Raw genomic sequence first — 21,509 nt, forward strand, 5'->3', positions numbered from 1 at the left:
CGAGTTCGACGACGAGGTGCTCGCCGCACTCACCGACGACGAGCTGGCGGGGCTCGAGCGAGGCATGTCGGCCATCGCACGGCACCTGGGAGCCGCGGACACCTCAGCATGAGGCCGTCACCATCGATGTCGTCAGGATCGGATTCCGGCCTGGCGGACCGATTCCTCGTGGCCGGCGCGAGACACCTCCGCGAAGAAGTCGCGTGAGTCCCGAAGATGTCGTCGCCTAGCCGCGGAGATCTGAGAGAGAGCGGGACCTGTCGGATGATGGATCAGTGAATGGGACCGATCGCCTCCATGGCCTCGTGGAGGAGTCGGCAGACGAGCGACGATCGATCTAGGCACCCACCCGGACGCCCGAGACCGGTAGCGGATACGCGACCGCGGCGAGAAGCATTCGCTTGCGGTCGAGAGCTTCTCGGCGGCGCGGTGGGCGAGCGCCAGCCCCAGGTGCAGGGCCGAGTTCTGAACCGATCCGGCTTCGCGCGGGGTCGCCAGCCCGGCGCCTTGATGTAACCTTGGGTTACATGAACACGTCCCGAGCGCTGCCCGGCCACGACTTCGGCTTGGCGGCATCACGCTTCCATCGTGCGACGCGGCAGGCGGTCGAGGCTGCGCTCCAGCCCTTCGAGCTTTCAGGCGCCCAGTACGGAGCGCTCGTCTTCGTCGACCGCAACCCGCGAACGAGCAACGCCGATCTGGCCCGGTTCCTCCTCATCACGCCCCAGGCTCTGGGGCGCGTGACTGCGCAGCTCGGTGTCCGAGGCCTCCTCGTCCGAGATGCCGACGAAGCGATCGGCCGACGCCGACCGTTGGCGCTGACACCCCTCGGGACACGGGTGGTGCGGGAGGCCGAGCCTGCAGTCGAACGCGCTCAGCAACAGCTTCTGAGCCCCCTCACGACCGAACAGCAACTGGCCTTCCTGCATGCGCTCGATGCGTGCACGCCATTCCCTGACAGTCCCGGAAAGGACCTGACATGACTTCTTCCCCCTCCCAGATGACCCCACTGGTCGTCGTCATCGGCGGCGGCACGGGCATGGGCCGCGACATCGCCCTGGACCAGGTGAGCTCGGGCGAGATGTCCTGATCGCCGGTCGACGCGAGGGCCCGCTCACAGAGACGCAGCGGTCCGCGGCAGACCCCGAGAAGATCCTCACCGTCGTCGCCGATGCCTCGACAGTCGAGGGTGTCAGCCGGATCGTCGATGCCGTGGGCGACAGGCGCGTCGCGGGCGTCGTCGCCGCCGCGGGTGGGCAAGGCGGATTCCGTCGACCGGGAACCGACCTCCCGGCGATCGAGAGCGCGTGGGCCGACGCTCTCCGGGTCAACCTCTTCACCGTCGTCCTGCCCGTCGAGGGTCTTCTTCCTCAGGTGCTCGACACGGAAGGACGAATCGTCCTGATCGGCTCGACGGCCGGACTCGACGGCGGCGGGGGCCCCTACTCGACCGCCAAGGCCGCCGTCGCCGGCTACGGCCGCGACCTCGCCATCCGCGCTGGCAGGCGCGGCATCACCGTCAACACCCTCGCCCCCGGTTTCGTGGCCGACACGGACTTCTTCGACGCGGCCGGGCTCGGCGACAGCTCGACCATGATCGACGCCGCCGCCGCCCGCACCCTCGTCGGTCGAGTGGGTCAGCCGGAGGACATCACCGCGAGCGTCCGCTGGCTGCTGAGCTCCGAGGCAGGCTGGGTGACCGGGCAGACCATCGCCGTCGACGGCGGCACCGTCATGCTCCGATGACCGCCTGCCTCGTCGTGGGCGCCCACGGTCGAACCGGTAGCCTCGTCGTCGACGAGCTCGTGCGGGCGGGCCCGCCTGGACGATCATCCGCCCCGACGCCGTGACGGAGCCGGCTACGGCCTGCCGGGTCAGGCAGCCGGACCCAGCTCGGCCAGTTCGCCGCCCGCGATGCGGAGACGACGTTGTGCCCGCCGGGCCACGGCCGAGTCGTGCGTGACGATGACGAGGGTGAGCCCTCGATCACGCCAGACGCCCTCGAGCAGGTCCATGATCTCGTCGCGGGTGGCCTCGTCGAGAGAGCCCGTAGGCTCGTCCGCGAGCAACACGCTCGGTTCCTTGACGAGCGCCCGGGCGATGGCGACGCGCTGCTGCTGTCCTCCGGAGAGTTCGCTCGGCAGGTGGTCAGCTCGTTCGGCGAGACCCACGGACGCTAGTGCCGCCTTCGCCTTGTCCCGGCGTTCCGCCCGGTGCGTCGACCCGTCCGCAAAGGCCGTCTCGACGTTCTCCGCGGCCGTGAGGGTGGGGATCAGGTTGAAGCCCTGGAACACGAAACCGATCTCGCGTGCCCGTGCCGCCGCCAGGGCATGGTCGCCCGCCGCCGAGAGCTCGGAGTCACCGAGTCGAACCGTGCCGCTCGTGGGCCGGTCGAGCGCGCCGAGCATCTGGAGCAAGGTGGACTTGCCACCGCCGGTCGGTCCCTGGATCGCGACCATCTGCCCTGCAGGGATCACGAGATCGACCCCGTCGAGTGCTTTCACGGTGCGCTTTTTCTGCTGATAGGTCTTCGTGACGGCGGTGAGCGTGTACATGGGGTCGGTGGCTCCAGAGGCTGTGGTCGGTCGGGTCGTTCCGGCCGGAGCCGGGAGAGAGGTCGAGGTCGGGCGGGACGTGTTCACGCGACGCTCCTCAGGGCCTCGGCGGGACGCAGGCGGGAGGCGCGCCAGCCCCCGACGGCGCCGGCGAGCAGACCGCCGGCGACGGCGAGGCCGACGGCGAGCAGCACGACCGAGACGGTGACGGGAACGTTCAGAGCGACGTCGGTGGTCGCCTGGGCGATCTGCTGCCCGAAACCGCCTCCGCCCGCAGCGGCGCCAGGGCCGTCGGCGCCGGGGCCTGCAGCGTCGGTCGTGGCTGCCGCGGACAGAGTCGGCGCCACGATGTTCACGACGAGCACTCCGATCAGGCCGACCGCGACACCGACGACGCCGCCGAGCAGACCCGTGACGAGCGACTCGCCCGCCACCTGGCGGGTGATGCGGGAGTTGCTCCAGCCGATGGCCTTGAGCGTCCCGAATTCGCGCGTCCGGCGGCTCACTCCCGAGACGGTGAAGAGGATCGCGATGAGGAAAGCTGCAGCAAGGACGACCACCGAGAGCCACGTCCCGAGCTTCCCGATCAGGTCGGACGCAGTGGACAGCGAACCCGACACGCTCGACGCGAGGTCGGATTGGGTGTTCACGGTGGCGTCCGGCAGTGCCGCCTGCAGGTCGGTCTTGAGCGCGTTGACGCCGCTGGCGCTCGATGCCGTGACGTAGACGTTGCTGATCTGGTCCGTCAGACCGCTGAGCGCCTGAGCGGTGTCGAGGGGCACGTACGTGTCAGAGGCGGTGGCGGCGTCCGACGACGTGGACGCCACGATCCCGACGACCGTGAAGTCGGTGCCGCCGATGGCGAGCGTGTCACCGACGGCGAGTTCAGCGCTCGTGGCGTACGTCTGGTCGAGCACGACGACGTCGGTCCCCGCGTCGGCGGCGGTGAAGCTGCGGCCGTCGACGAGCGATGCGCTGCTGAGCGGTCCGACCGCGTCCGTGGCGGGGTCGAGGCCCGTGACCGAGAACTGGTCGACGTCGAACGCGCTGCCGCCCGCGCCGTCGGCCCCGCCGGAGGGAGGCGCGGCCTCCGTGCCTGAGTCGGTACCGTCACCGGTCGCACCGTCGGCACCCGCGCCTCCTGCGCCCACCGGGGAGAAGTCGGGCAGCGTGCCCGAGAAGCTGGAGTTCTGCAGGCTCAGGGTCGCGGTCGCGGCGGAGACGCCGTCGACACCCTCGACGGTGGTCAGGGCCGACGAGTCGAAGGTCGCAGTGCCGCGCGCGGCGGAGAGGGTGCTCTGGGCGACCTCGGTGCTGCCGTCGTCGGTCGTGGTGCCGTCACCGGAGCCGAAGGCGAACTGCTCGCCAGGTCCACCGGTACCCGGCTCGGCGATCTGAGTGATGGTGACGTCGGTTCCGACGCCGTAGATCGACTCGAGGACGGAGGACTGGGCGTTCCTCACGCCGGCCGCCACCCCGCTCACCACGATCACGAGGGCGATGGCCAGGGCGAGGCCCGCTGCGACGATCACGGTCTGTTTGCGTCTGTTGCTCAGCTCTCTGAGCAGGTAGGTCAGGAACACGGTTCTCCTCGGTGCGGGGATCAGGACGAGGAACACGCTAGGAAGCGACACCCTCAGATCCCCATGACCCACATATGCGCTTCCTATGGCTCCAAGGCCTCGGACCCGCCGTCAGGGTCGAACCACGTGCCCGGATGCTGATCGACTATCGGGCATCCGCAGACCGGGCGATCACGGACCGGACCAAATCACCGATCGGAAGCTCGCGGCGCCTGTGGCCGTCCACCAGCAGCGCCTGCATCCCGGCTGCCCTGGCTCCGTCAATGTCCTTCACGAGATCGTCGCCGACGAACAGGCATGCCCCCGGCTCGACTGCGAGCTCAGAGGCGAGAACTGAGAAGGCCCTCACGTCGGGCTTCGACAAACCGATGCGCTCAGACGTGCAGACGACATCCAACTCGACGAGGAGACCTGTGCGCCGGACCTTCGCTAGTTGCTGAGCCTCCGCCCCGTTCGTCAGCAGCCCGATGCGATGACCGGACGCGCGCAGGCTCCGAAGAAGCGGAAGCGCATCAGGGAATGCCCGCCACGACGACTCGTACGCCCGCAGGTACTCGCTGAACAACTCGTCGATCTCGACGTCACTGGCGGGGACGTGGACCTCGAGCGGCGGGAGGACCGAGCGCAGTCTCTCGCGGCGTTGCTCCGAGAAGCTGATCTCGCCCGACCGCCAACGCTCGAAGTGCTGCTCTTCGGCGGCGAACCAGCTATCAAGAGTCGAGTCCGACGCGACGACACCGAGCGAGCCGAGGAAGTGGGCCGCGGCGGAGCGGGCCGAACCGTGGTGATCGAACAGCGTCCCGTCGAGGTCGAAGCCGACCGCACCCACTCGCGTCACCGCGCCAGTCTAGAAGTGGACCAGTGGCCGATCCCCTACCGGAACGTCATGAGATGTAGTCGAGCGTGCGCCAAGCTGGGAGCACGACGGGTGCCGATGAGGTCGCCCCTTCACCCCCTCGAGAAAGACACCGGCATGATCTCGCTGACCGCCGCCTCCGCCATGGCCCTCGTCGCGCTGGGCATGGTGCTCACCCCCGGCCCGAACATGATGTACCTCGTCTCGCGCAGCATCAGCCAGGGCCGCCGCGCCGGCCTGTTCTCGCTCGCCGGCACCGCGGTCGGCTTCGTCGTCTACATGACGATGGCCAACGTCGGCCTCGCCGCGGTGTTCCTCGTGGTGCCCTGGCTCTACACGGCGCTGAAGGTCGCCGGCGCCGCGTACCTGCTCTGGCTGGCCTACAAGACGCTGCGACCCGGAGGCGCCTCCGTCTTCGACACCCGTGATCTGCCGCGCGACTCCACGGCCAAGCTCTTCCGCATGGGGCTCGTGACGAACCTGCTGAACCCGAAGGCGGCGATCATGTACCTCGCCCTCATCCCCCAGTTCGTCGACCAGAACGCCGGCGGCGTCGTCGCCCAGGGCTTCCAGCTCGGCGCAGTCCAGATCGCCGTCAGCCTCACCGTCAATGCCGCCATCATCGTCGCCGCCGGGTCCATCGCGGTCTTCCTCCGCCGCAAGCCGAGCTGGATGCGCTGGCAGCGGTGGGCCACCGGAACCCTCCTCGGCGCCGTGGGCGTGAAACTCGCCCTCGACGCACCCGCGCCGGCGGCGGCTGGATAGCGAGCGATCCCCTTACGGGACGCTCCAGCTCCGACAGCCGGACAAGAGATGCATCGTTGTGTGACAACCCGCCAGGAGCAGCCCCGCGATGAGGGCGACGAGCAGGTCGCAGTATGCGGCCGCCGCGCGAACGGTCGAGCCGGAGTTCAGACGCGGACGCGGTGCAACGGGTCGAGCGCCGAGTCCAGCGCCGCCTCGAGCGGCCACGCCGAACGCAGCGGCTGGCTCATCACGAGTCCGCCCTGCACCGCCGTGAGGATCACCATCGCGATCCGCTCCGGGTCGGCCTCGCGGTCGACGTCGCCCGACGCCTGCATCTTGCGGACCCCCGCGGCGAGCAGATCGCGCCACGCGCCCATGCTCTCGGCGATGACGCGCTCGAGCTCAGGGTCGGTCATGGCCGCCTGCGTCGCGAGCGACCCGATCGGGCAGGCCCACCGACCGAGGCCGAGGTAGTAGTCCACGAGCGCCTCCCGCCAGGCGCTCCACGACTCCCACGAGGAGAGGTCGTCTACATGCGGCTGCTGCGCGGCGAGCAGCTGCCCGCCCTCCCACGCGGCGACCTCGCGGACGAGCTCCGCCTTGCCGCCCGGGAAGTAGTGGAACAGCTGGCTCTTGCTCGTCAGGGTCGCCGCCCGGACGGTGTCGAGGGTCGTCCCGCCGATGCCCGACGCGAGGATCTGCTCGCCCGTCGCCTCGATGATGCGCTGCCGCGTTGCTCGGCCGCGCGCGGTGAGCTTCTTCTCTTCCACGCCCCGATCCTAGCCCTCTGGACCACCGGGTCCATTCGTGTGCTAGTAATGGACCATGAAGTCCAATGAAGAGGAACTGCAGACCCTGACAGCCGACACCCGCTTGGCAGGCACGACCGCGCTCGTCACCGGCTCGACCAGCGGGATCGGCGAAGCCATCGTCCGCGTCCTCGCCGCCTCCGGCGCCGAGGTCGTCGTGAACGGGCGCGACGCCGGACGCGCCGAGGCCGTCGTGCGCAGCATCACCGAGGCCGGCGGTCAGGCCCACGCCGTGGTCGGCGACCTCGGCGGGACCGCGTCAGAGGTGCGCCGCATCGCCGCGGCAGCTGAGGACGCGCTCGGCGGCCACGTCGACGTCGTCGTCAACAACGCCGGCATCTACCCCGTTGGCCCCACCGCCGGCCTCTCCGACACTGACCTCGACGCCGTCCTCGCGGTCAACGTCCGCGCGCCCCACGTGCTCGTCGGAGCACTCGCCCCCGCGATGGTCGAGCGCGGAGGCGGCTCGATCGTCAACATCGGCTCGTGGATGGCCCGTGTCGGAGTCCCCTTCGGCGCCGCCTACACCGCCTCGAAGGCCGCCCTCGAACAGATGACCCGCACCTGGTCGGCCGAGTTCGGACCCTCCGGCGTGGGAGTCACGACCGTGTCTCCCGGCGCGACGAGCACGCCAGGCAACGCCGAGAGCGCCGACACCCTGGCCGCGATGACGGCGGGCACCGTGGCGGGCCGACCGGTCCGCCCGGTCGACGTCGCCTTCGCGGTCCGCTGGCTCGTCTCGGGCGAGGCGGCGTTCGTGCACGGCAGCACCGTCGACGTCGACGGTGGGATCGCCGCGGTCCGGCTCGCATGAACACCGACCCGACACTCCAGGACGCCCGACGGTTCGGTGCGTCCTCGACTGCCCTCGACGTGGTGGAGGGCATCGACCTGCACGGCCAGACTGCCCTGGTCACGGGTGCCAGCTCAGGGATCGGCGTCGAGACGGCAAGGGCTCTTGCCCGGGCCGGCGCGACGGTGGTCCTGGCGGTCCGCAGCATCGACGCCGGCGAGAGGACGGTCGAGGAGATCAGAGCCCGGGACCCGGCCGCGACCCTTCGGGTGATGGAACTCGATCTCGCCGACCTCGACTCCGTGCGTCGACTGACCGCTGAGTGGTCGGGACCCCTGCACCTGCTGGTCGCCAACGCAGGCGTCATGCACGTCCCCGAACGACGCACGCCCGAGGGTCGGGAATGGCACTTCGGCGTCAACCACCTCGGGCACTTCGCCCTGGCCAACGGCCTCCACCAGCCGCTGGCCGAGGCTCAGGGAGCGCGCGTCATCTCGCTGTCATCGAGCGGCCACGGTGCGAGCGGCATTCGCTTCGACGACCTCGACTTCCGTCGAACGCCCTACGACGCAGGGATCGCGTACGGGCAATCGAAGACCGCGAACGTACTGTTCGGCGTCGAGGCCACGCACAGATGGCACGACGAGGGCATCACGGCTGCTGCCGTGATGCCCGGGGGCATCTGGACCGGACTGCAACGCCACTGGGACCCCGCCGTGCTGGCCGAGATGAAGCGCCGCTACTCCCACCGCGTCAAGACGGTCGATCAGGGCGCCGCGACATCGGTGTTCGTCGCCACACGGGCAGAGCTTGGCGTCGGCGCCCCGGCGTACTGGGAAGACTGCGGCCCGGCCGACGTCGTGGACCACATCATCGACGGGACCCACGGAGTCATGCGCCATGCCCTCGACCCCGACGTGGCTCAGCGCCTCTGGTCAGAGTCCGAAGCCCTGACCCGATGAGAAATCCACCCACCAGATGGCAACCCGATAGCCGATCTATCGGTACGCCGCCCTGAGCAGGTTTGCGAGATGGAAGTTCCACCCCTCCTCGTGTGCGGCTCGAAGTCCGTCGCCATCTACGAGCTGCCCAAAACCTCGTTCCGTCAGCGTGACCGTGCTCCGCTCGCCGTCACTACGGATGTCGAAGCGGACCATAAGTGGCGACGGCCATTCCGGCTGCTGCCACACGAAGGCCAGCCGACTCGGCGGTACTGCTTCCGTCACGCGACCGTCAGCGAAGTGCTCGCGGCCGCCCTCGGTCCAGGTCTCGCGCACGACCGAGCCGACCTCGGGAGTCAGCGCCAGCTCAGGCCACCAGGAGTCGCGCTCGTCCGTAAGCGCGCACCACAGTCCCTCCGCGGAGGACACCGATGCGACGGTGATCGACAGAGAGTCAGCGCACATGCTCAGACGCTAGTGCGTCTGCCCAGCACCGGCGCCGATGTGCCGGCCAGCGATCGCTCACCGGGCAATGGCGGACGCTAGCGACTCCCCGCACGTACGGGGCGCTGGCTGTCTCGATAGGTCAGTCCGAAACAGATCTCGGTGAACGATCCCTTATCGGGCGGGCCAAACAGCGATCTTGTCTTCGGCCTATCGTGCCCCTATGTCGCCTCGAAGCAGCCAACAGATATATCTTCTCTGCACCGTTGGCATTGCGGCCGGCATCCTCCTGCTGGTCTTTCTAGACGGCGCGGCTATCACGCTGGCAGGACTACCTCTTGGCCTTTCGCTCGGAATCGCGCTCCGTACCTGGTGGAAGAAACACGGCTGGAATCCGGGCATCACCATCACGGAAGACGTGGCCGAAGGCGAAGCACCTAGAGACGAAGACCACAGCGCCGACGGGACGTCCCGAAAGCCAAGGGGCCGTTGACCGATCCCCTAGCGGGCAGTCAGGAACGATCCTTTCTGGGCGAAGTCGCCGTCATCCCCTGGCTGCTACTTTCCGTGAACCGGAATCGGGCCTTTGAACAAAGACGAGTGTGACCACCGACAGTGACATCATCCGCAGCTCGCTCTCCGCGAGTGCAGCCTTCAGCGAGCTGTACGACCGGCACGCCACCGCCATCCATCGTTTCGTGAGCCGGCGTGCCGGGTCAGACGTCGCTGATGACGTCATGTCCGAAACGTTCCTCGTGGCGTTTGAACGACGCCGCGACTATGACCTGGAACGCGGCACCGCTCTGCCCTGGCTCTACGGCATCGCCTCCACGCTGTTGCGGAAGCACGCACGTACCGAAGCCCGCGCCTGGCACGGCTTGAACGCGGACCACGCCTCTCACGTCTCAGTCGACGCCTTCTCGGAAGCCGACGGTAGGGCCGATGCGCACCGAGCGATGGAACACCTCGGGCACGCGCTTCGCAAGATGCACGCCAGGGACCGAGAAACGCTGCTCCTCTACGCCTGGGCCGACCTCGACTACGACGGCATCGCCCAAGCCCTGAATATCCCAGTCGGGACCGTCCGGTCACGCCTCAACCGCGCACGCCGCCTGCTGCGCGCATCCACCCAGCACGACACGACCCTCAGATTGGAAGGTGCCCCGTGGACGAGCTGACTCTCCTCCGGGAGACCCGCACAGACGTCACTCCCCCCGACCAGTCCGCCCTGGACCGCGGCCGCGCAGCACTGTTGCACGCCGCTGCGACCGAACAAGCGGCGCAGCCACGACGCGTGCCGGCCCGCCCGAAGCTCCGCTGGGCTGTCGGCATGAGCCTGGCCGCCGCGGCAGTCGTGACGGGCCTCGTCGCTACGAACATCGTGGGCTTCGGCACCACTGACAAAGCCGTGGCGTCGGTGCTTCACGAGTCGGCCGAGGCTGCCATCCGCACGACCGACCCCGTGGTGGGCCCCGGACAGTACCTCCGCATCGACACCACGGCCGTCAATTCCACGACCACCGCGGGCGACGACGGCGACACCAGCTACCTGACCATTGCAACGGACAGCCTCTTCATCCCCGCAAACCAGGCCGACGATTGGGTCTGGGCCCGAGGTGCCACGAAGCCCTACAAGACCTTCGGACCCGACTCCGAGGCTGCGGCGGCAAAGGCGCCAGCCGGCACCGCTGAGCTGGTGCGCGCCGCAGGTGGCACGTTCTATGCCGGGAGCCCCCGCAGCGGGTCAACCGAAGCTGAAACGTGGCCCACGGAGCCTCATGCCCTTCTGGCCGCCATCCGTGATGAAACCACCGGCCAGGGCGTGTCCTCAGACGACGAAGCTCTGACCTACATCCTCGACACGCTCTCCCAGAACCCGGTGCCCGCTGAGACGCGATCGGCCCTCTACGAGGCCGCGGCACTCATCCCCGACGTAGAGATCCAGGACGACCGTGCAAGTTTGAACGGCAGGACCGGAGTGGCGATCGGGCGAACTGACGGCGAAGCAAACACACGCCAGGAAATGATCGTGGACCCATCGACTGGTGACTTCATCGGCCAACGCCGCGTGCTCCTGAGTCCCGAGTCGGGCATGCCTGCCGGCACGACCACGACATGGACCTCGAGCAGCACCATCGTGTCGGACACGGCGCCCGAGGGTGGAACCCCCAACGGCGCCATGGATGATGAGGGTTGCGTCGTCACCGGTGTGAGCGAGTTCCAATGCTGACGCCCACGGCTGGATCAGCGCCGGCCATCCGGACCGACTCGATCGACCTGCTTGCCACGCAACCTCTCGACATCTCCGCCTGGAACCAAGCCTTTCTCGACGCCAAACACGAGACCCTCACCTAGCCACTAGGGAGCACCCTTGCGGGACACCCCGCAAGGGCTGCCTCGCGTCCGGCCCGTCGTAGAAGAACCAACTCCCTGGCGGCCAGCAACGGCCCCAACCAATGGCCGATCCTCTATCGGAACCAACCCGTACCGCAGCTCATGCGCCGCGGTGTCACGCTTAGTACATGTGGAACGACAAGCTGCCGAACGGCCGCGACCCACGAGCCGTCTACTGGATAGTCGCTGGGCTCTTCTCCCTCTTGCTCGGGATTGGCTGGTTGGCCCTCGTGGCGGCCGGCCGCCTGCCTTCGTCGATCAGGGGACTTGAGTTCCTCTTCGTGCTGCTGGGCATTGGGGCCACAATCTACGGAGCCGTTCTCGTGCTCAGACCACGACGGAAGCGGTAGACCTCCCCCCTTTCCGTTGTTGTCGCGGCCACCGATCGTCATCCGTACCAACCGTCGGGGCCAGCGGCCTCGGCGAGGCTTGCGTGCTCAGCAGGATCGGTCAAGCGCCAACCGTAGGGAGCTGACTGCACGTAACTGGCACCGTCTCTCTCTACGCGTACTCGCCCGTCCATGAGCCCGCTGGTGAAAACCTGTTCGTCGAGCCAGAGGAGGAGCTGTTCTACCCACTCCTCGGCATTCTCGGGGAGAAAGAAGAGCCAGTACTGGGGTTCACCGGCGGAGGGGAGGGCGATGGGGACACGCGCGGAGTGGCCGTCGCGCTGGATGAGTTCGACATCGACGTGTCCGGGCGAGGCGCGGATGTCTCGCATCTCGTAGTCGAGATACGACAGGTCCGGCCCGGTAGACCGACTCTTTCGCTCGACCCTTCTCATCGAGGCCACGATCTCTGCATCGGTCAGCATGCGCTCAGCATGTCATCTTGCTTCGACGATCCCACACGCCGGTCGCTGTGGCACGGCCAGGGAAGCGGGAAGGCCGTTACCGGTGCCCGATAGACGATCGTCTATCGGGACGCCGAGTGTGGCCTAGACAGGCGATCGATACAGTCGAAGGATGAAGAATCGCTCGCTGGTCGTCGTGGCACTCAGCGCCTTGTTCGTCTCCCTGCTGCTCCGCTTGATCTGGCCCAACCAGGAGTTCCTCGCCGGGTTGTCCGTGGCGCTTCAGCTGAGCGGCATCGTCATTCTCGGGATCTACATCGTCGAGTACTTCCGCAATCGAGCACGAGCTCGCAGCTGACTGCTCGCAGCCCGATGAACGATCGGCTATTGCGACAGCTACGACGCTCTCGCTGCTGGACCGTTTTGGGCTCAGGGGCCCGATCTCAAGGAGCTACCGCGGGGTCGAGGGCGACGCGAAGCAGTTCCTTGGCGCGCTGATATCGGCCCCGTGCAGTCGATGCCGGGATGCCCATGACCTGAGTTGCGTCGGTGATCGTGAAACCGTCCCAGTGAACGAGCCGGACGAGCTCCGCCATGTCCGGCTCGAGCCGTGAGATGGCGTCCCTGACGTCGAGGTGCTCGTCTGCCGGCGGTGCTGTGACCGGTGCGAGGACGGCGTGCCCGCGGAGGCGGTCGGCCAGCGCCCACCGCCGGTGCACGCCCCGAGCGTGGTTCAGCAGGACGCCGCGGGCGATGCCGAAAAGCCACATTCGTGCCTGCTCGGGTTCCTCGGGCAGATCATCGAGGCGGCGCCAGGCGACGACGAAGGTCTCGCCCAGCAGATCGGGCGCCTCGTCGGAGTCCGTGCGCCGCCGCAGGTAGGAGAGGAGGTCGACCGAGCTGGCCTCCAGGGCAGACCTGAGGGCTCGCTTCCGGCTACCCATCACGAGGCGACCTTCTCGCAGAGGATCGACTCTTCTCCGGTGTAGTCGTGGCCCCCGTCGAACGCGGCGGCCTCGGCGTTGATGACGTCACGGACGGCGTTCGACACCGCTGCGGCGTAGATGTCGTCCTCGGTTGGGCCGGACTGTGTCGCGTGGACGTCTTCGAGGTCGCCCTCCGGAAGGACTGCCACGTAGGAGACGCTCGTATCGCGCTGGCGCACCTCCGTGATCGAGGCCTGCACGTCAGCCTGGTCGACGAGGTCGAGGGCTCGGAGGTGGCGGGCGAAGTCGCTGTCGTTGGCCGGGTTGGATCGTGTGACGGCGCCGTTGCTGTCGATGTTCTCGATGTCGTAGACAGCGACCCTGGCCTCGCAGGCACGACCGCTCGGGAGGATGAACGGGTAAGCAAGGTCAGGGTCCTGCGCCCACGGCGCCCAGTCGAAGACCGAGGCGGCGACTGCGGTGCCGGCACCGCTGACGAGCAGCGCTGCGAGGCCCGCGGTCGCGGCGACGCGGAGCGGCCGGCGCCGGAGGCGCGAGACGGTCTTGGCCTCGGCCGCCATCACGGCGAGGTCGTGTCGCAGCGCTTGGCTTGAGTTCGTCTCTGCGGGTGCACTGTCGTTGAGGAGCACGTCGAGGTGATCGGGGGTGTGGGTCATCGTTCCTCCAAGGTGGGTTCACCCTGTACGTGTCCGGCACACCGAGAAACGTCCATGCCCGTGCCCCGATCGTCTATAGAGACACTCTGAAGCTAGAGGTCGCGTTCCTTGGCCGCATTTGCCCGACGGCGCGGTAGCAAGGCCTCCATGACCGTGAGGACCACGATGCTGAGTCCGATGCCGCCAATGAACCCACCTGAGTGGGGTGCTCCCATGAAATCGGGGTAGTTGAGCGGCTGCGTGAGGAACACGAATCCGACCACAACGAAGGCGACCGCCACGACGAACCACGATCGGTTTGCCAAGCTCACGTATGTCACGCTCGGACCCTACAGCTTGCTACCAGATGGTGCGCCGAACACCGATCCCCTACCGGGCGCTGCTTCTGGCTAGGCGTTTAACCCCATCGAACGCGAAGCGGCCGTGGCCTCAGGTCGGTTCAAAGCGGCCCAAGTGAGGATTCCCGCCACCAAAACGGCTGCAACTACGCCAGCGACGAGAGCCGCACGACCGCCCGGACCATCCTTCATGGCTACCCCCTGGAGTCAAGCTACCCCGGTGACGCCCGAGGAAGGATCGTCTATCGGGACAAGGTTGCACCCGGCCGGGCGGTGCGCCCTCACACTGGTGAGGTGCGATTCGACACTGTCCTCGGCCCAGCCGATGCTTCCAACCTGCAAACCGAGGTCGCTGGGCTTCGACGTCGACAACGACGTCTCGTTCGAGGTGTGAGCACAGGTCCGAGCGGGAGTGACCAGCCGTGCCAGTTTCAGGCCGTCGTGGAGGAACAGGAGCGAAGTTGGACGTTTATCCGTCAGGGGAGCAGTCATCGTGCCCACTACTCAAAGGGCCACCTGCACAGCGAGGACGGATCCTTCGAGGTCAGCTTCGAGCGCAGCGGCAATGTCGCCCCTCCCGTACGTCTGCTCACGCCGGAGCTGCTCCCCCTCTGGGGATCTCCAGCGAGCTACTCACCCATGCTTGTTCAACGGATCAAAACACACTGGTTGCTGTTCACCTTCGAGCACGAGCTCGATCCAGCACAGCGCGCAACACTGGTCGTTGACGAACGCGATGGCATCGCTCACCGCTCGTACAGTCAGAGCCACACCACCGTGCTCACCGAAGTTCGTGTCCTGGACGACGAGGACCCGACACCAGCCCAGCCCAAGTTCTCACGCCTGCAGGAATGGCCAAGGCTCGAGTACTGAGGCCCTCAGAAGTTTCCGCGTCGTATCAACTGGTCGAATGAGTCACCCGGCCAGTGAAGGGCGCGAGCGCCTCAAGAAGGTGCGTGGATTGCCGACCGCACACGTCTCAGCGACCACATTGACCGCGACTCCGGAGCACCGCACAAGTCAGACACCTCAGGTCGTGGCGACGTTCGCATGCCGATCGTCCTATGAGACGGGGTGAAAAGCCTCAGCCTGCTCACCTGCGGCCGCGGGCGTTCACGCTTGACCAAGGCTCAGTCCGGACCTCTGTCGAGACTGTGCGTGCTTGACTTCTATGCTGGCGGCACCGGCGGACCGTCACGGCTCGAGATGAGGTCCCAATGTTCATGAGACGCGGTAAATCGACCGAGGGATGGGCCGCGATCGGATTCGGAGTGTTCGCATGCATCTATTCGATCTTTGGCCTGTCAGGGGGCCTCGGGCCGTTGTCGCAGGCTGGCCGCTCGGCGACGCTGGTTTATCTGGGTATCCCTGTCGGAGTCACCTTCATCGTCCTAGGTATCGTCGCCCTGTATCGCGACGCCCGTCGGGCCCGTGACTGACTCGCGCCCAAAGCATGTTGGTGCGTCCGCTCGTTGAGACCGAGCGAATTTGGGTCATCGGCTTCAGAGTCGCGTGCGCGGCGTGAAGCGCAATCTCTGAACACCCTTCCTGACTGAGGGCGGGCACGGGGCCGGCGGCGGTGTGTCCCGATAGACAATCGTCTATCGGGACAACTGATACTGAATGGTCGAACGTCACGGTCTGTGTTTTCAGCTCAGGATTCCGACACCAGATAGTTGCTCCGACTTTGACCAGAGGGCGGCGGCTGTTGCGGGGTCGGTGGCGACAGCCGCGAACGGCTGCCCGACTGCGTCAGGAGCCGTTTTGGAGCCGGCAGGGCCCCAGAAGAGCGTGGGCGTGGCCTGTGCGCTCAGGGCGGCGGTCAGGACACCGATGTCGGCGGGTTCCGGGTCGCGGCCGATGACTCTGGCTACTGCGCTGGTCAGGATCCTCGTGGCTGCGGAAGGGTACGTCGTGTGGAGGGGCGTGCGCGCCATTCCGGGGTGTGCGGCAAAGCTCCGGACCGTACTGCCCTGTGCGCTGAGGCGTCGCTGCAGCTCGACGGCGAAGATCACATTTGCCAGCTTGGAACGGCTGTAGGCACGCCCGGGTGAATACGAGGTGCGGTTCGAGAGCTCGTCGAGGTCGAGCGTGGCCCCGGTGTAGAGAGCAGAGGACACAGTGACGATCCGGGGTTCGATTCCTGGTTCGAGGGCTGGGAGCAGATGCCCCGTCAGGGCGAAGTGACCGAGGTGGTTGGTTGCGAACTGGCTCTCGATGCCGGCGTGGTCGTGTCGGAGGGGGACGCTGCTGATCCCAGCGTTGAGCACCAGCAGGTCGAGAGGCGCGTCGCCTACGGCCTTGGCGAAGTCACGGATCGAGTGGGGGTCGATGAGATCGAGAGGCGCGACGATCAGGCGGCCGGCGGGCAAGCTCAGCTCCTCGGCTAGTCGGTCTCGTGCGTGCTCAGCCCTGGCCGTGTCGCGGGCTCCGATGACGACCTGTGCACCGCCCTGCAGGAGCGTCCGGGTGGTGACAAGGCCGAGCCCGCTGGACCCGCCTGTGACGACTGCGCGTCGACCGGTGAGGTCCGGGGCGGAGGCGAGGGGATCGGACAGGCGGGTGCGAGTCGGGTGCGTCAGCGGGGTCATGCTCGGAGCGTAGAGTCTGACGTCAGCGTGAAGGTCAAGGACCAGGAAGGGCACCATGCGAATCGGTGAGTTGAGCAGGAAGACGGGTGCGACTCCGCGGGCTCTGCGGTACTACGAGGAGCAGGGCCTTCTCAGCGCGGAGCGCCAGTCGAACGGCTACCGCGAGTACGCCCCGAATGCGGTCGCGATGGTCGAGACGATCCGCTCCCTCCTCGACATGGGCATGCCCTCCTCCCTGGTCAGAGACGTCTTGCCCTGCACGGTCGGAGAACGATCCGAAGCGGCTTGCCCAGATCTTCTGCGCCAGGTCGCCACCTTGCGAGATGACGTGCGGACGCGCGCCGCGCGCTTCGAGATGATCGATGACTCCCTCACGTCATACCTGACCGCCAACGCCTGACCTGCTGCGAGCGTGCCCGACGTGTGAAGGAAGCTGAGGTCGTCCGGTGGCTGATCGTCTATCGGACGCGACGGGCTCTAGAGCTCAGGTATGTGAAGACCGTCGCGCCGAGACCGCATAAGAGAGTCACAACGGCAGCTACCCGGCCCAGTCCCTGGGCACTGATCGATGACTCGTACTGCTGCTTCGTCTGGACAACATCCGTGCCCTCCGGCACGGGCCAGAAAAAGACCGGTGTAAGCCACCCGGCTTTGACTGTGGCGACAGCACACACGATCAGTGCGGCGACGGTCAATCCGACAAAGACCACGGCCCAGCGGCCGGAGCGTGATCGACCTGTCGTGAGGTCACGGTAGCGGCCCCACGACCCGGACCCAGTAGCCGGCCGTACCCGTCCGTCGCACCAAGTGCAGTTCACCATCGGCTATTGGGCATCTCTCGAGAAGATTCAGCTCGTGCTGGGGATGCGCCAAGGTGCTGCGCTTCCTAGTCTGACGACATGCAACGGGCAGCTGTCACGGGTGGTCGAGCCGCCAGGTGCGGACTCATCCTGATGGCCATGACGGCGGCGTCCGTGATCGCGACGAGGTCGGCGGGGCACGGCGAGGCGAGTTTCGTGCTGCTCCTGCTCGAGTTCGATCTCCTGTGGATGACTTTGCTCGTAACGGGAGTCATCCTCCGCCGCCGGGGTGAGCCCGTCCGGGCTGGCTGGCAGCGGATCGCACGAGCGCTCCCTCCTGCTCCCGTCGCGCGTGCCATCGGGCACGAGGTCGCGGCCCTTCGAGCCCTAGCGTGGGTGGTGCGGCGACGACCTCCCACGGTTCCGATCGGCGCGCTGCCTGTGCCTGCGAAGAACGGGACGGCGGTTCTCCCTGCGGCCTTCATCGCGGCAAGCGGCGTCGAGATCGCGGTGCTCCATCTCGTTCTCCCGTACCCGGCTCTTGCCGCAGCGCTGACGGTGCTCAGTGTCTACGGTGTCGTCTTGTTGCTCGGTTTCGTCGCTGTCAGGTGGCAGCACCCGCACTACCTGACCGAGACCGACCTCGTCATCCGCAATGGCCGCCACGTCGTCGCGACGGTGCCCCGCAAGGACATCGCCTCGGCCCGCGTGCACCACGACGGGACGACGACATCCCCGACAGTCGAGGGAACGACCGCGCGCATAGCGACCCTCTCGGGATGCACCATCGCGCTCATCCTCAGCGCACCGGTCTCGCTTCGACTTAGCGCCTCGCCCCGTTCGACGGTCCACCGTGTGACGCAGCTGCGCTTCGCAGCCGACGACACGACAACCGTGACCGACGGCCTGCGACGAGATCACGACCGCTGACCGCTGACCGGTCACCGACCGGCTACCGGGCGCTCACCCGTGGCCGGAGAACGGTCAGCGGGATCCGCTTGACTGCTTTGTGTGAACACCCTCATTGTCACCGCGAACCCGGATCAGAACTCTCTCACCGCAAACATCGCGCAGCAGCTCGAGGCGGCCCTGCGACCGGGAGCAGTCGTCGTGGCCGACCTGGCTGCCGAGGGCTTCGACCCCCGCTTCGGCCCTGCCGACAGGGAAACTTACCGCGGCGAGACCGACACCCTTCCCGACGTCGTTCGCGAGCAGCGGCGAGTCGATGCAGCGGACCACCTCGTTCTGATCTTCCCTGTCTACTGGTGGTCGATGCCGGCGCTCATGAAGGGCTGGATCGACCGCGTGTTCATCGCCGGCTGGGCCTTCGACATCGATCCCGCCGGCGGAACGCGTCGCAACCTCCACGGGCTCACCGTCCACCTCCTCGCCGTGGCAGGCGACGCAGCCGGCACGTACGAGCGCCACGGCTACGAACAGGCCCTCCGCACGCAGATCGAGCACGGGATCGTGGACTACTGCGGCGCACAGCGAGGCTCTGTGGCGTTCGTGCACAAGTCGGAACAGGACGACCAGAAGGCCCGTCACGCGCTCGTCCTGGACGCAGTCGAACGAACGGCTCGCGCCATCACGAGCTGAGCACCTGAGACGGTTTACTGACGACGCGCCGTGGTCTCGGTGTCACCGACCAGGCGCCCGGTGGCCGATCCCCTATCGGGCATGTATCAGTAAGCGTCGCCCACGCCCGGGGATTTCTCCGCGCCCTCGATGACAGCGAGCAGCAGTGCATTGAGCTGCGCGCTCCGTGACGCGTCCAGCCCGAACATGCTGAGGTCGTTCGTCGCCAAGGCCACCTGCTGCACCGCGTCGAGCACGGCCTGGCCGGCTGGCGTGATCGCGGCGGGGTTCCTCCGGCCGCGGACGCGGACGCCCACCCGACGGACGAGACCGCGACGCTCCATCCCGTCGAGCACATCCGACATGCTCTGCGGGCGAACGAAGACGGCCCGAGCGATCTCCGCCGACGTGAGCTCAGCACCGTCCGCCAGGCACGACAGCACGCCGAACTGCACGAGGCTCACGTCGTGCTCCGCCATCCCCGCAGTGATCTGGGAGCCGATGATGCGGGCGACCTTGACCGCGTTCCAGCCCAGCACGGAATCGAGCCCGCGACCTCCATCGTCATCCATGCGTGCCTCCTCGTTGTCCACCTAGATAAACAGGATCCTGTTTTTCAGGCTATGGTGCAGGAACCTGCTTTCAGGACCTCCTTGCAGTGTGCACCACCCACCCACGCGACACCGAACCGACATGACAGGACAGGCACCATGACGACACCCGCACTCCCCGACGACCGAGGCCGCTGGGGCGCCGACGACGAACTCGGCACCCTGAACCTGATCGACGACGCCGCGAGGGCCCGCGCCGCTGAGGAGGTGCGGGTCGGCCTGAGCGTGTCGCTCGCGTACCCGGTCGAACCCGCCTCGATGCTCGGCGGACCGTTCGCTCCCCCTGCACCGCCGTCGCCCCCCGTGCAGCAGGCGCTGCTCTACACGGGCACGCCGCCCATGGGGATGTCCGAAGTCCTCGTCGTGACGCCGCATCACCCGGCGCTGACGCACATCGACGCTTTCGCCCACATGCCGATCGACGGCACCGTGTACCCGGGTCGCCCCCTCGAGGAGACCGTCACGGCCGGAGGCGTCGTGCACGGTTCCACGACCGCCTTCGCCGCGGGGATCACGACGCGGGGAGTCCTGCTCGACCTGGCACCGGAGGGGCCGCTGCCGTCTGCGCACCCCGTCACCGCGGCAGATCTCGACGCGGCCGAGGAGCGGGCCGGGGTCGAGGTGCTGCCCGGTGACGCCGTGGTGGTCCGGAGCGGCTGGGGCTTCAGCTGGGACGCCGAGACCCAGGCGCCGGGCATGACCGTCGACGCGGTCACGTGGATGCACCACCGTGGCGTCTCGCTCTACGCCGGCGACATCAGCGACTCCTTCCCGCCGAGCGACCCGGAGATGCCCCTGCCGATGCACATGGTCGGGCTGGCCCGCCTGGGCATGCCCCTGATCGACAGCGTCGCCACCGACGACCTCGCCGCGACCTGCGCCGAGCTCGGCCGACACGCCTTCCTGCTCAGCATCGCCCCGCCCCGCCTGCACGGCCTCACCGGTGTGCCCGTGAACCCCCAGGCCATCTTCTAGGCGGGCGCTCGGGTCGTGCGCGTCGTGATGACCGATGGGTGTCGCGACATGCCTCTCGTACCGCGGTACCACTTGGCTGGCATGTCGGTACGACGACCCGACGCGGGCGCACGAGGTGCCTTCCTAGCGTCGGAACATGACCCCGAGCCCGCTGCCCACCGACCACCTGCGTCGTTCCCTCGCTCTGACCGGCTGCGGGGCTGCGGCACTCGGCATCGCTCTCATCTGGTTCGCCCGCAGTCGCGTCGACCGGCCCGTCTACGTCAGCGAGCTCGGTGCCGACGGCGAGCCCACAGCGGCTCCGTTCGAGGTGGCCCTGCTGCTCGTCGTCGCCGCTGGCGCGTGCGTGGCGTGGGCCGGGCGGGGCATCCGGTCGTCACGTCCCACGCTCCGGGCCTGGTCGGTCTCCACCTCGGGGCAGCGTCTGTTCTGTTCCTCGTGGCCTCGCAGGTGCCATGCACCGCAGGGTGCCCCCTGCCGGTGGGTCCTGCGGCGACCGTGCAGGACGCCCTGCACACGTCCGCGGCCGTGGTCGCGTTCGGTGCGGCGTGCGTGGCGATGCTGCAGGCGGCGTGCGCGTCGGGACGCCGTGCGCTGCGCCTCCTCTCGTCCGTCTGCGGCGTCGCGGTCGCAGGGATCGCCGCGACCGGTGGTCTACTGTCCGTCGCGGGCGTGGCGACGGCTGTCGGCGGCTGGCTCGAGCTGATCGCGACCTCGATCGCGATCTCGTGGCTGATGGTCTTCGGCGCGACCTCGGCGTTCGAGGGGGGACGATCGGCCGGAGCAGGGGCGCCCGTCCGGCGTCGGCGCACGACGTCCGACACGTCTGCGTAGGGTCGGAGCATGCCCGACCGACGCCCCGCGGAGGTGCCCGCCGACTCGGTGCCCCCGGCGCCCCCTCGACCTCCCGGGCGCGTCCGCGCGTCGATGACTCGCCACCCGCGCGCCGTGGACCTGTTCGTCACGTCACCCATCCCCGTGGTGCTGCTGATCGCCGGGGCAGACGCAGGCGTCATCCCGACGAGTGTGGAAGTCGCCATAGCTATCGGCCTAGGTGCTCTTTTCTTGGTCGCCGCAGCCGGGGCAGTCCACCTCGTT

General features: G+C 67.8%; 26 protein-coding genes. 15 read left to right on the forward strand and 11 right to left on the reverse strand.

Annotated elements, in window-relative coordinates; genetic code table 11:
- The first annotated feature begins 527 nt into the window (after positions 1-527).
- Both ASF17_RS15720 and ASF17_RS15030 read left to right on the forward strand, forming a co-directional pair.
- A complete protein-coding gene (locus ASF17_RS15720; RefSeq protein WP_156357483.1) occupies positions 528-983 on the forward strand; it encodes a MarR family winged helix-turn-helix transcriptional regulator in 456 nt (151 codons plus the stop codon).
- A 106-nt stretch (positions 984-1,089) separates the two neighbouring features.
- Positions 1,090-1,746 carry an SDR family NAD(P)-dependent oxidoreductase gene (locus ASF17_RS15030; RefSeq protein WP_235476684.1) on the forward strand — a complete coding sequence of 219 codons (657 nt, stop codon included), beginning with the start codon at positions 1,090-1,092 and terminating at the stop codon, positions 1,744-1,746.
- Positions 1,747-1,874: 128 nt separating this feature from the next.
- Here ASF17_RS15030 and ASF17_RS15035 read toward each other — a convergent pair whose 3' ends face one another.
- From ASF17_RS15035 to ASF17_RS15045, 3 genes are all read right to left on the reverse strand, one after another.
- The gene (locus ASF17_RS15035; RefSeq protein ID WP_055802126.1) at positions 1,875-2,555 is read right to left on the reverse strand and encodes an ABC transporter ATP-binding protein; all 681 of its coding nucleotides are present in this window, start codon (positions 2,553-2,555) and stop codon (positions 1,875-1,877) included.
- Between the two features lie 83 nt (positions 2,556-2,638).
- On the reverse strand, positions 2,639-4,138 hold the full coding sequence (locus tag ASF17_RS15040; protein WP_055802130.1) for an ABC transporter permease: 1,500 nt from the start codon (positions 4,136-4,138) through the stop codon (positions 2,639-2,641).
- Between the two features lie 145 nt (positions 4,139-4,283).
- A complete protein-coding gene (locus ASF17_RS15045) occupies positions 4,284-4,976 on the reverse strand; it encodes an HAD family hydrolase (protein ID WP_082475457.1) in 693 nt (230 codons plus the stop codon).
- 135 nt (positions 4,977-5,111) lie between these two features.
- On the opposite strand from ASF17_RS15045, the gene ASF17_RS15050 reads away from it, so the two are divergent.
- Entirely contained in the window at positions 5,112-5,759 is a 648-nt protein-coding gene (locus ASF17_RS15050; RefSeq protein WP_055802193.1) for a LysE family translocator, read from the forward strand.
- Between the two features lie 146 nt (positions 5,760-5,905).
- On the opposite strand, the gene ASF17_RS15055 is transcribed toward ASF17_RS15050, so the two are convergent.
- Positions 5,906-6,511 (reverse strand): TetR/AcrR family transcriptional regulator, encoded by a 606-nt coding sequence (locus tag ASF17_RS15055; protein ID WP_055802135.1) that lies wholly within the window; start codon positions 6,509-6,511, stop codon positions 5,906-5,908.
- Positions 6,512-6,566: 55 nt separating this feature from the next.
- Between ASF17_RS15055 and ASF17_RS15060 the strand changes: the two genes are divergently transcribed.
- Together ASF17_RS15060 and ASF17_RS15065 are read left to right on the forward strand one after the other, a co-directional pair.
- The gene (locus ASF17_RS15060) at positions 6,567-7,364 is read left to right on the forward strand and encodes an SDR family NAD(P)-dependent oxidoreductase (RefSeq protein WP_055802138.1); all 798 of its coding nucleotides are present in this window, start codon (positions 6,567-6,569) and stop codon (positions 7,362-7,364) included.
- Positions 7,361-8,305 (forward strand): SDR family NAD(P)-dependent oxidoreductase, encoded by a 945-nt coding sequence (locus ASF17_RS15065; protein ID WP_055802141.1) that lies wholly within the window; start codon positions 7,361-7,363, stop codon positions 8,303-8,305. The genes ASF17_RS15060 and ASF17_RS15065 overlap by 4 nt, the downstream gene beginning before the upstream one ends.
- Positions 8,306-8,341: 36 nt before the next feature.
- Here ASF17_RS15065 and ASF17_RS15070 read toward each other — a convergent pair whose 3' ends face one another.
- The gene (locus tag ASF17_RS15070; RefSeq protein ID WP_082475458.1) at positions 8,342-8,749 is read right to left on the reverse strand and encodes an SRPBCC family protein; all 408 of its coding nucleotides are present in this window, start codon (positions 8,747-8,749) and stop codon (positions 8,342-8,344) included.
- 202 nt (positions 8,750-8,951) lie between these two features.
- On the opposite strand from ASF17_RS15070, the gene ASF17_RS15725 reads away from it, so the two are divergent.
- The 3 genes from ASF17_RS15725 to ASF17_RS15080 all read left to right on the forward strand — a co-directional run bounded on the left by ASF17_RS15725 (position 8,952) and on the right by ASF17_RS15080 (position 10,958).
- Positions 8,952-9,221 carry a hypothetical protein gene (locus ASF17_RS15725; protein ID WP_156357484.1) on the forward strand — a complete coding sequence of 90 codons (270 nt, stop codon included), beginning with the start codon at positions 8,952-8,954 and terminating at the stop codon, positions 9,219-9,221.
- Between the two features lie 109 nt (positions 9,222-9,330).
- Positions 9,331-9,906: an RNA polymerase sigma factor gene (locus ASF17_RS15075; RefSeq protein ID WP_055802146.1), complete on the forward strand. Its 576-nt coding sequence runs from the start codon at positions 9,331-9,333 to the stop codon at positions 9,904-9,906.
- The gene (locus ASF17_RS15080) at positions 9,894-10,958 is read left to right on the forward strand and encodes a CU044_5270 family protein (protein ID WP_055802149.1); all 1,065 of its coding nucleotides are present in this window, start codon (positions 9,894-9,896) and stop codon (positions 10,956-10,958) included. Before ASF17_RS15075 ends, ASF17_RS15080 begins: the two co-directional genes overlap by 13 nt.
- A 552-nt stretch (positions 10,959-11,510) precedes the next feature.
- Here the strand turns inward: ASF17_RS15080 and ASF17_RS15085 are convergent.
- Complete coding sequence (locus ASF17_RS15085) at positions 11,511-11,936, reverse strand: hypothetical protein (RefSeq protein ID WP_055802153.1); 426 nt, start codon at positions 11,934-11,936, stop codon at positions 11,511-11,513.
- A 151-nt stretch (positions 11,937-12,087) separates the two neighbouring features.
- Here ASF17_RS15085 and ASF17_RS15090 point away from each other — a divergent pair, with 151 nt between their 5' ends.
- Positions 12,088-12,273, forward strand: a complete 186-nt coding sequence (locus ASF17_RS15090; RefSeq protein WP_055802156.1) for a hypothetical protein — start codon at positions 12,088-12,090, stop codon at positions 12,271-12,273.
- Positions 12,274-12,358: 85 nt separating this feature from the next.
- Here the strand turns inward: ASF17_RS15090 and ASF17_RS15095 are convergent, their stop codons facing one another.
- From ASF17_RS15095 to ASF17_RS15105, 3 genes are all read right to left on the reverse strand, one after another.
- Positions 12,359-12,859: an RNA polymerase sigma factor gene (locus ASF17_RS15095; protein WP_055802196.1), complete on the reverse strand. Its 501-nt coding sequence runs from the start codon at positions 12,857-12,859 to the stop codon at positions 12,359-12,361.
- The gene (locus tag ASF17_RS15100; RefSeq protein ID WP_055802159.1) at positions 12,859-13,518 is read right to left on the reverse strand and encodes a hypothetical protein; all 660 of its coding nucleotides are present in this window, start codon (positions 13,516-13,518) and stop codon (positions 12,859-12,861) included. The genes ASF17_RS15095 and ASF17_RS15100 overlap by 1 nt, the downstream gene beginning before the upstream one ends.
- Positions 13,519-13,610: 92 nt before the next feature.
- Positions 13,611-13,829, reverse strand: coding sequence for a hypothetical protein (locus tag ASF17_RS15105; RefSeq protein ID WP_156357486.1), 219 nt, complete (start codon positions 13,827-13,829; stop codon positions 13,611-13,613).
- Positions 13,830-14,297: 468 nt separating this feature from the next.
- On the opposite strand from ASF17_RS15105, the gene ASF17_RS15110 reads away from it, so the two are divergent.
- Positions 14,298-14,729 carry a hypothetical protein gene (locus ASF17_RS15110; RefSeq protein ID WP_156357487.1) on the forward strand — a complete coding sequence of 144 codons (432 nt, stop codon included), beginning with the start codon at positions 14,298-14,300 and terminating at the stop codon, positions 14,727-14,729.
- 776 nt (positions 14,730-15,505) lie between these two features.
- Here the strand turns inward: ASF17_RS15110 and ASF17_RS15115 are convergent.
- Positions 15,506-16,447, reverse strand: a complete 942-nt coding sequence (locus ASF17_RS15115) for an SDR family NAD(P)-dependent oxidoreductase (protein ID WP_162236442.1) — start codon at positions 16,445-16,447, stop codon at positions 15,506-15,508.
- A 55-nt stretch (positions 16,448-16,502) separates the two neighbouring features.
- Here ASF17_RS15115 and ASF17_RS15120 point away from each other — a divergent pair, with 55 nt between their 5' ends.
- The 3 genes from ASF17_RS15120 to ASF17_RS15130 all read left to right on the forward strand — a co-directional run bounded on the left by ASF17_RS15120 (position 16,503) and on the right by ASF17_RS15130 (position 18,846).
- The gene (locus ASF17_RS15120) at positions 16,503-16,847 is read left to right on the forward strand and encodes a MerR family transcriptional regulator (RefSeq protein ID WP_055802174.1); all 345 of its coding nucleotides are present in this window, start codon (positions 16,503-16,505) and stop codon (positions 16,845-16,847) included.
- Positions 16,848-17,829: 982 nt separating this feature from the next.
- Positions 17,830-18,177, forward strand: a complete 348-nt coding sequence (locus ASF17_RS15730; protein ID WP_156357488.1) for a hypothetical protein — start codon at positions 17,830-17,832, stop codon at positions 18,175-18,177.
- An 81-nt stretch (positions 18,178-18,258) separates the two neighbouring features.
- Positions 18,259-18,846 (forward strand): NAD(P)H-dependent oxidoreductase, encoded by a 588-nt coding sequence (locus tag ASF17_RS15130; protein WP_055802181.1) that lies wholly within the window; start codon positions 18,259-18,261, stop codon positions 18,844-18,846.
- A gap of 86 nt (positions 18,847-18,932) precedes the next feature.
- On the opposite strand, the gene ASF17_RS15135 is transcribed toward ASF17_RS15130, so the two are convergent.
- On the reverse strand, positions 18,933-19,418 hold the full coding sequence (locus ASF17_RS15135; protein ID WP_156357489.1) for a MarR family winged helix-turn-helix transcriptional regulator: 486 nt from the start codon (positions 19,416-19,418) through the stop codon (positions 18,933-18,935).
- Between the two features lie 117 nt (positions 19,419-19,535).
- Here ASF17_RS15135 and ASF17_RS15140 point away from each other — a divergent pair, with 117 nt between their 5' ends.
- Together ASF17_RS15140 and ASF17_RS16125 are read left to right on the forward strand one after the other, a co-directional pair.
- The gene (locus ASF17_RS15140) at positions 19,536-20,411 is read left to right on the forward strand and encodes a cyclase family protein (protein ID WP_055802187.1); all 876 of its coding nucleotides are present in this window, start codon (positions 19,536-19,538) and stop codon (positions 20,409-20,411) included.
- 81 nt (positions 20,412-20,492) lie between these two features.
- Positions 20,493-21,245 carry a DUF998 domain-containing protein gene (locus ASF17_RS16125; protein ID WP_326934208.1) on the forward strand — a complete coding sequence of 251 codons (753 nt, stop codon included), beginning with the start codon at positions 20,493-20,495 and terminating at the stop codon, positions 21,243-21,245.
- Positions 21,246-21,509: the final 264 nt, after the last annotated feature.

The sequence above is a fragment of the Frigoribacterium sp. Leaf263 genome, assembly GCF_001422285.1.
GTDB lineage: Bacteria > Actinomycetota > Actinomycetes > Actinomycetales > Microbacteriaceae > Frigoribacterium.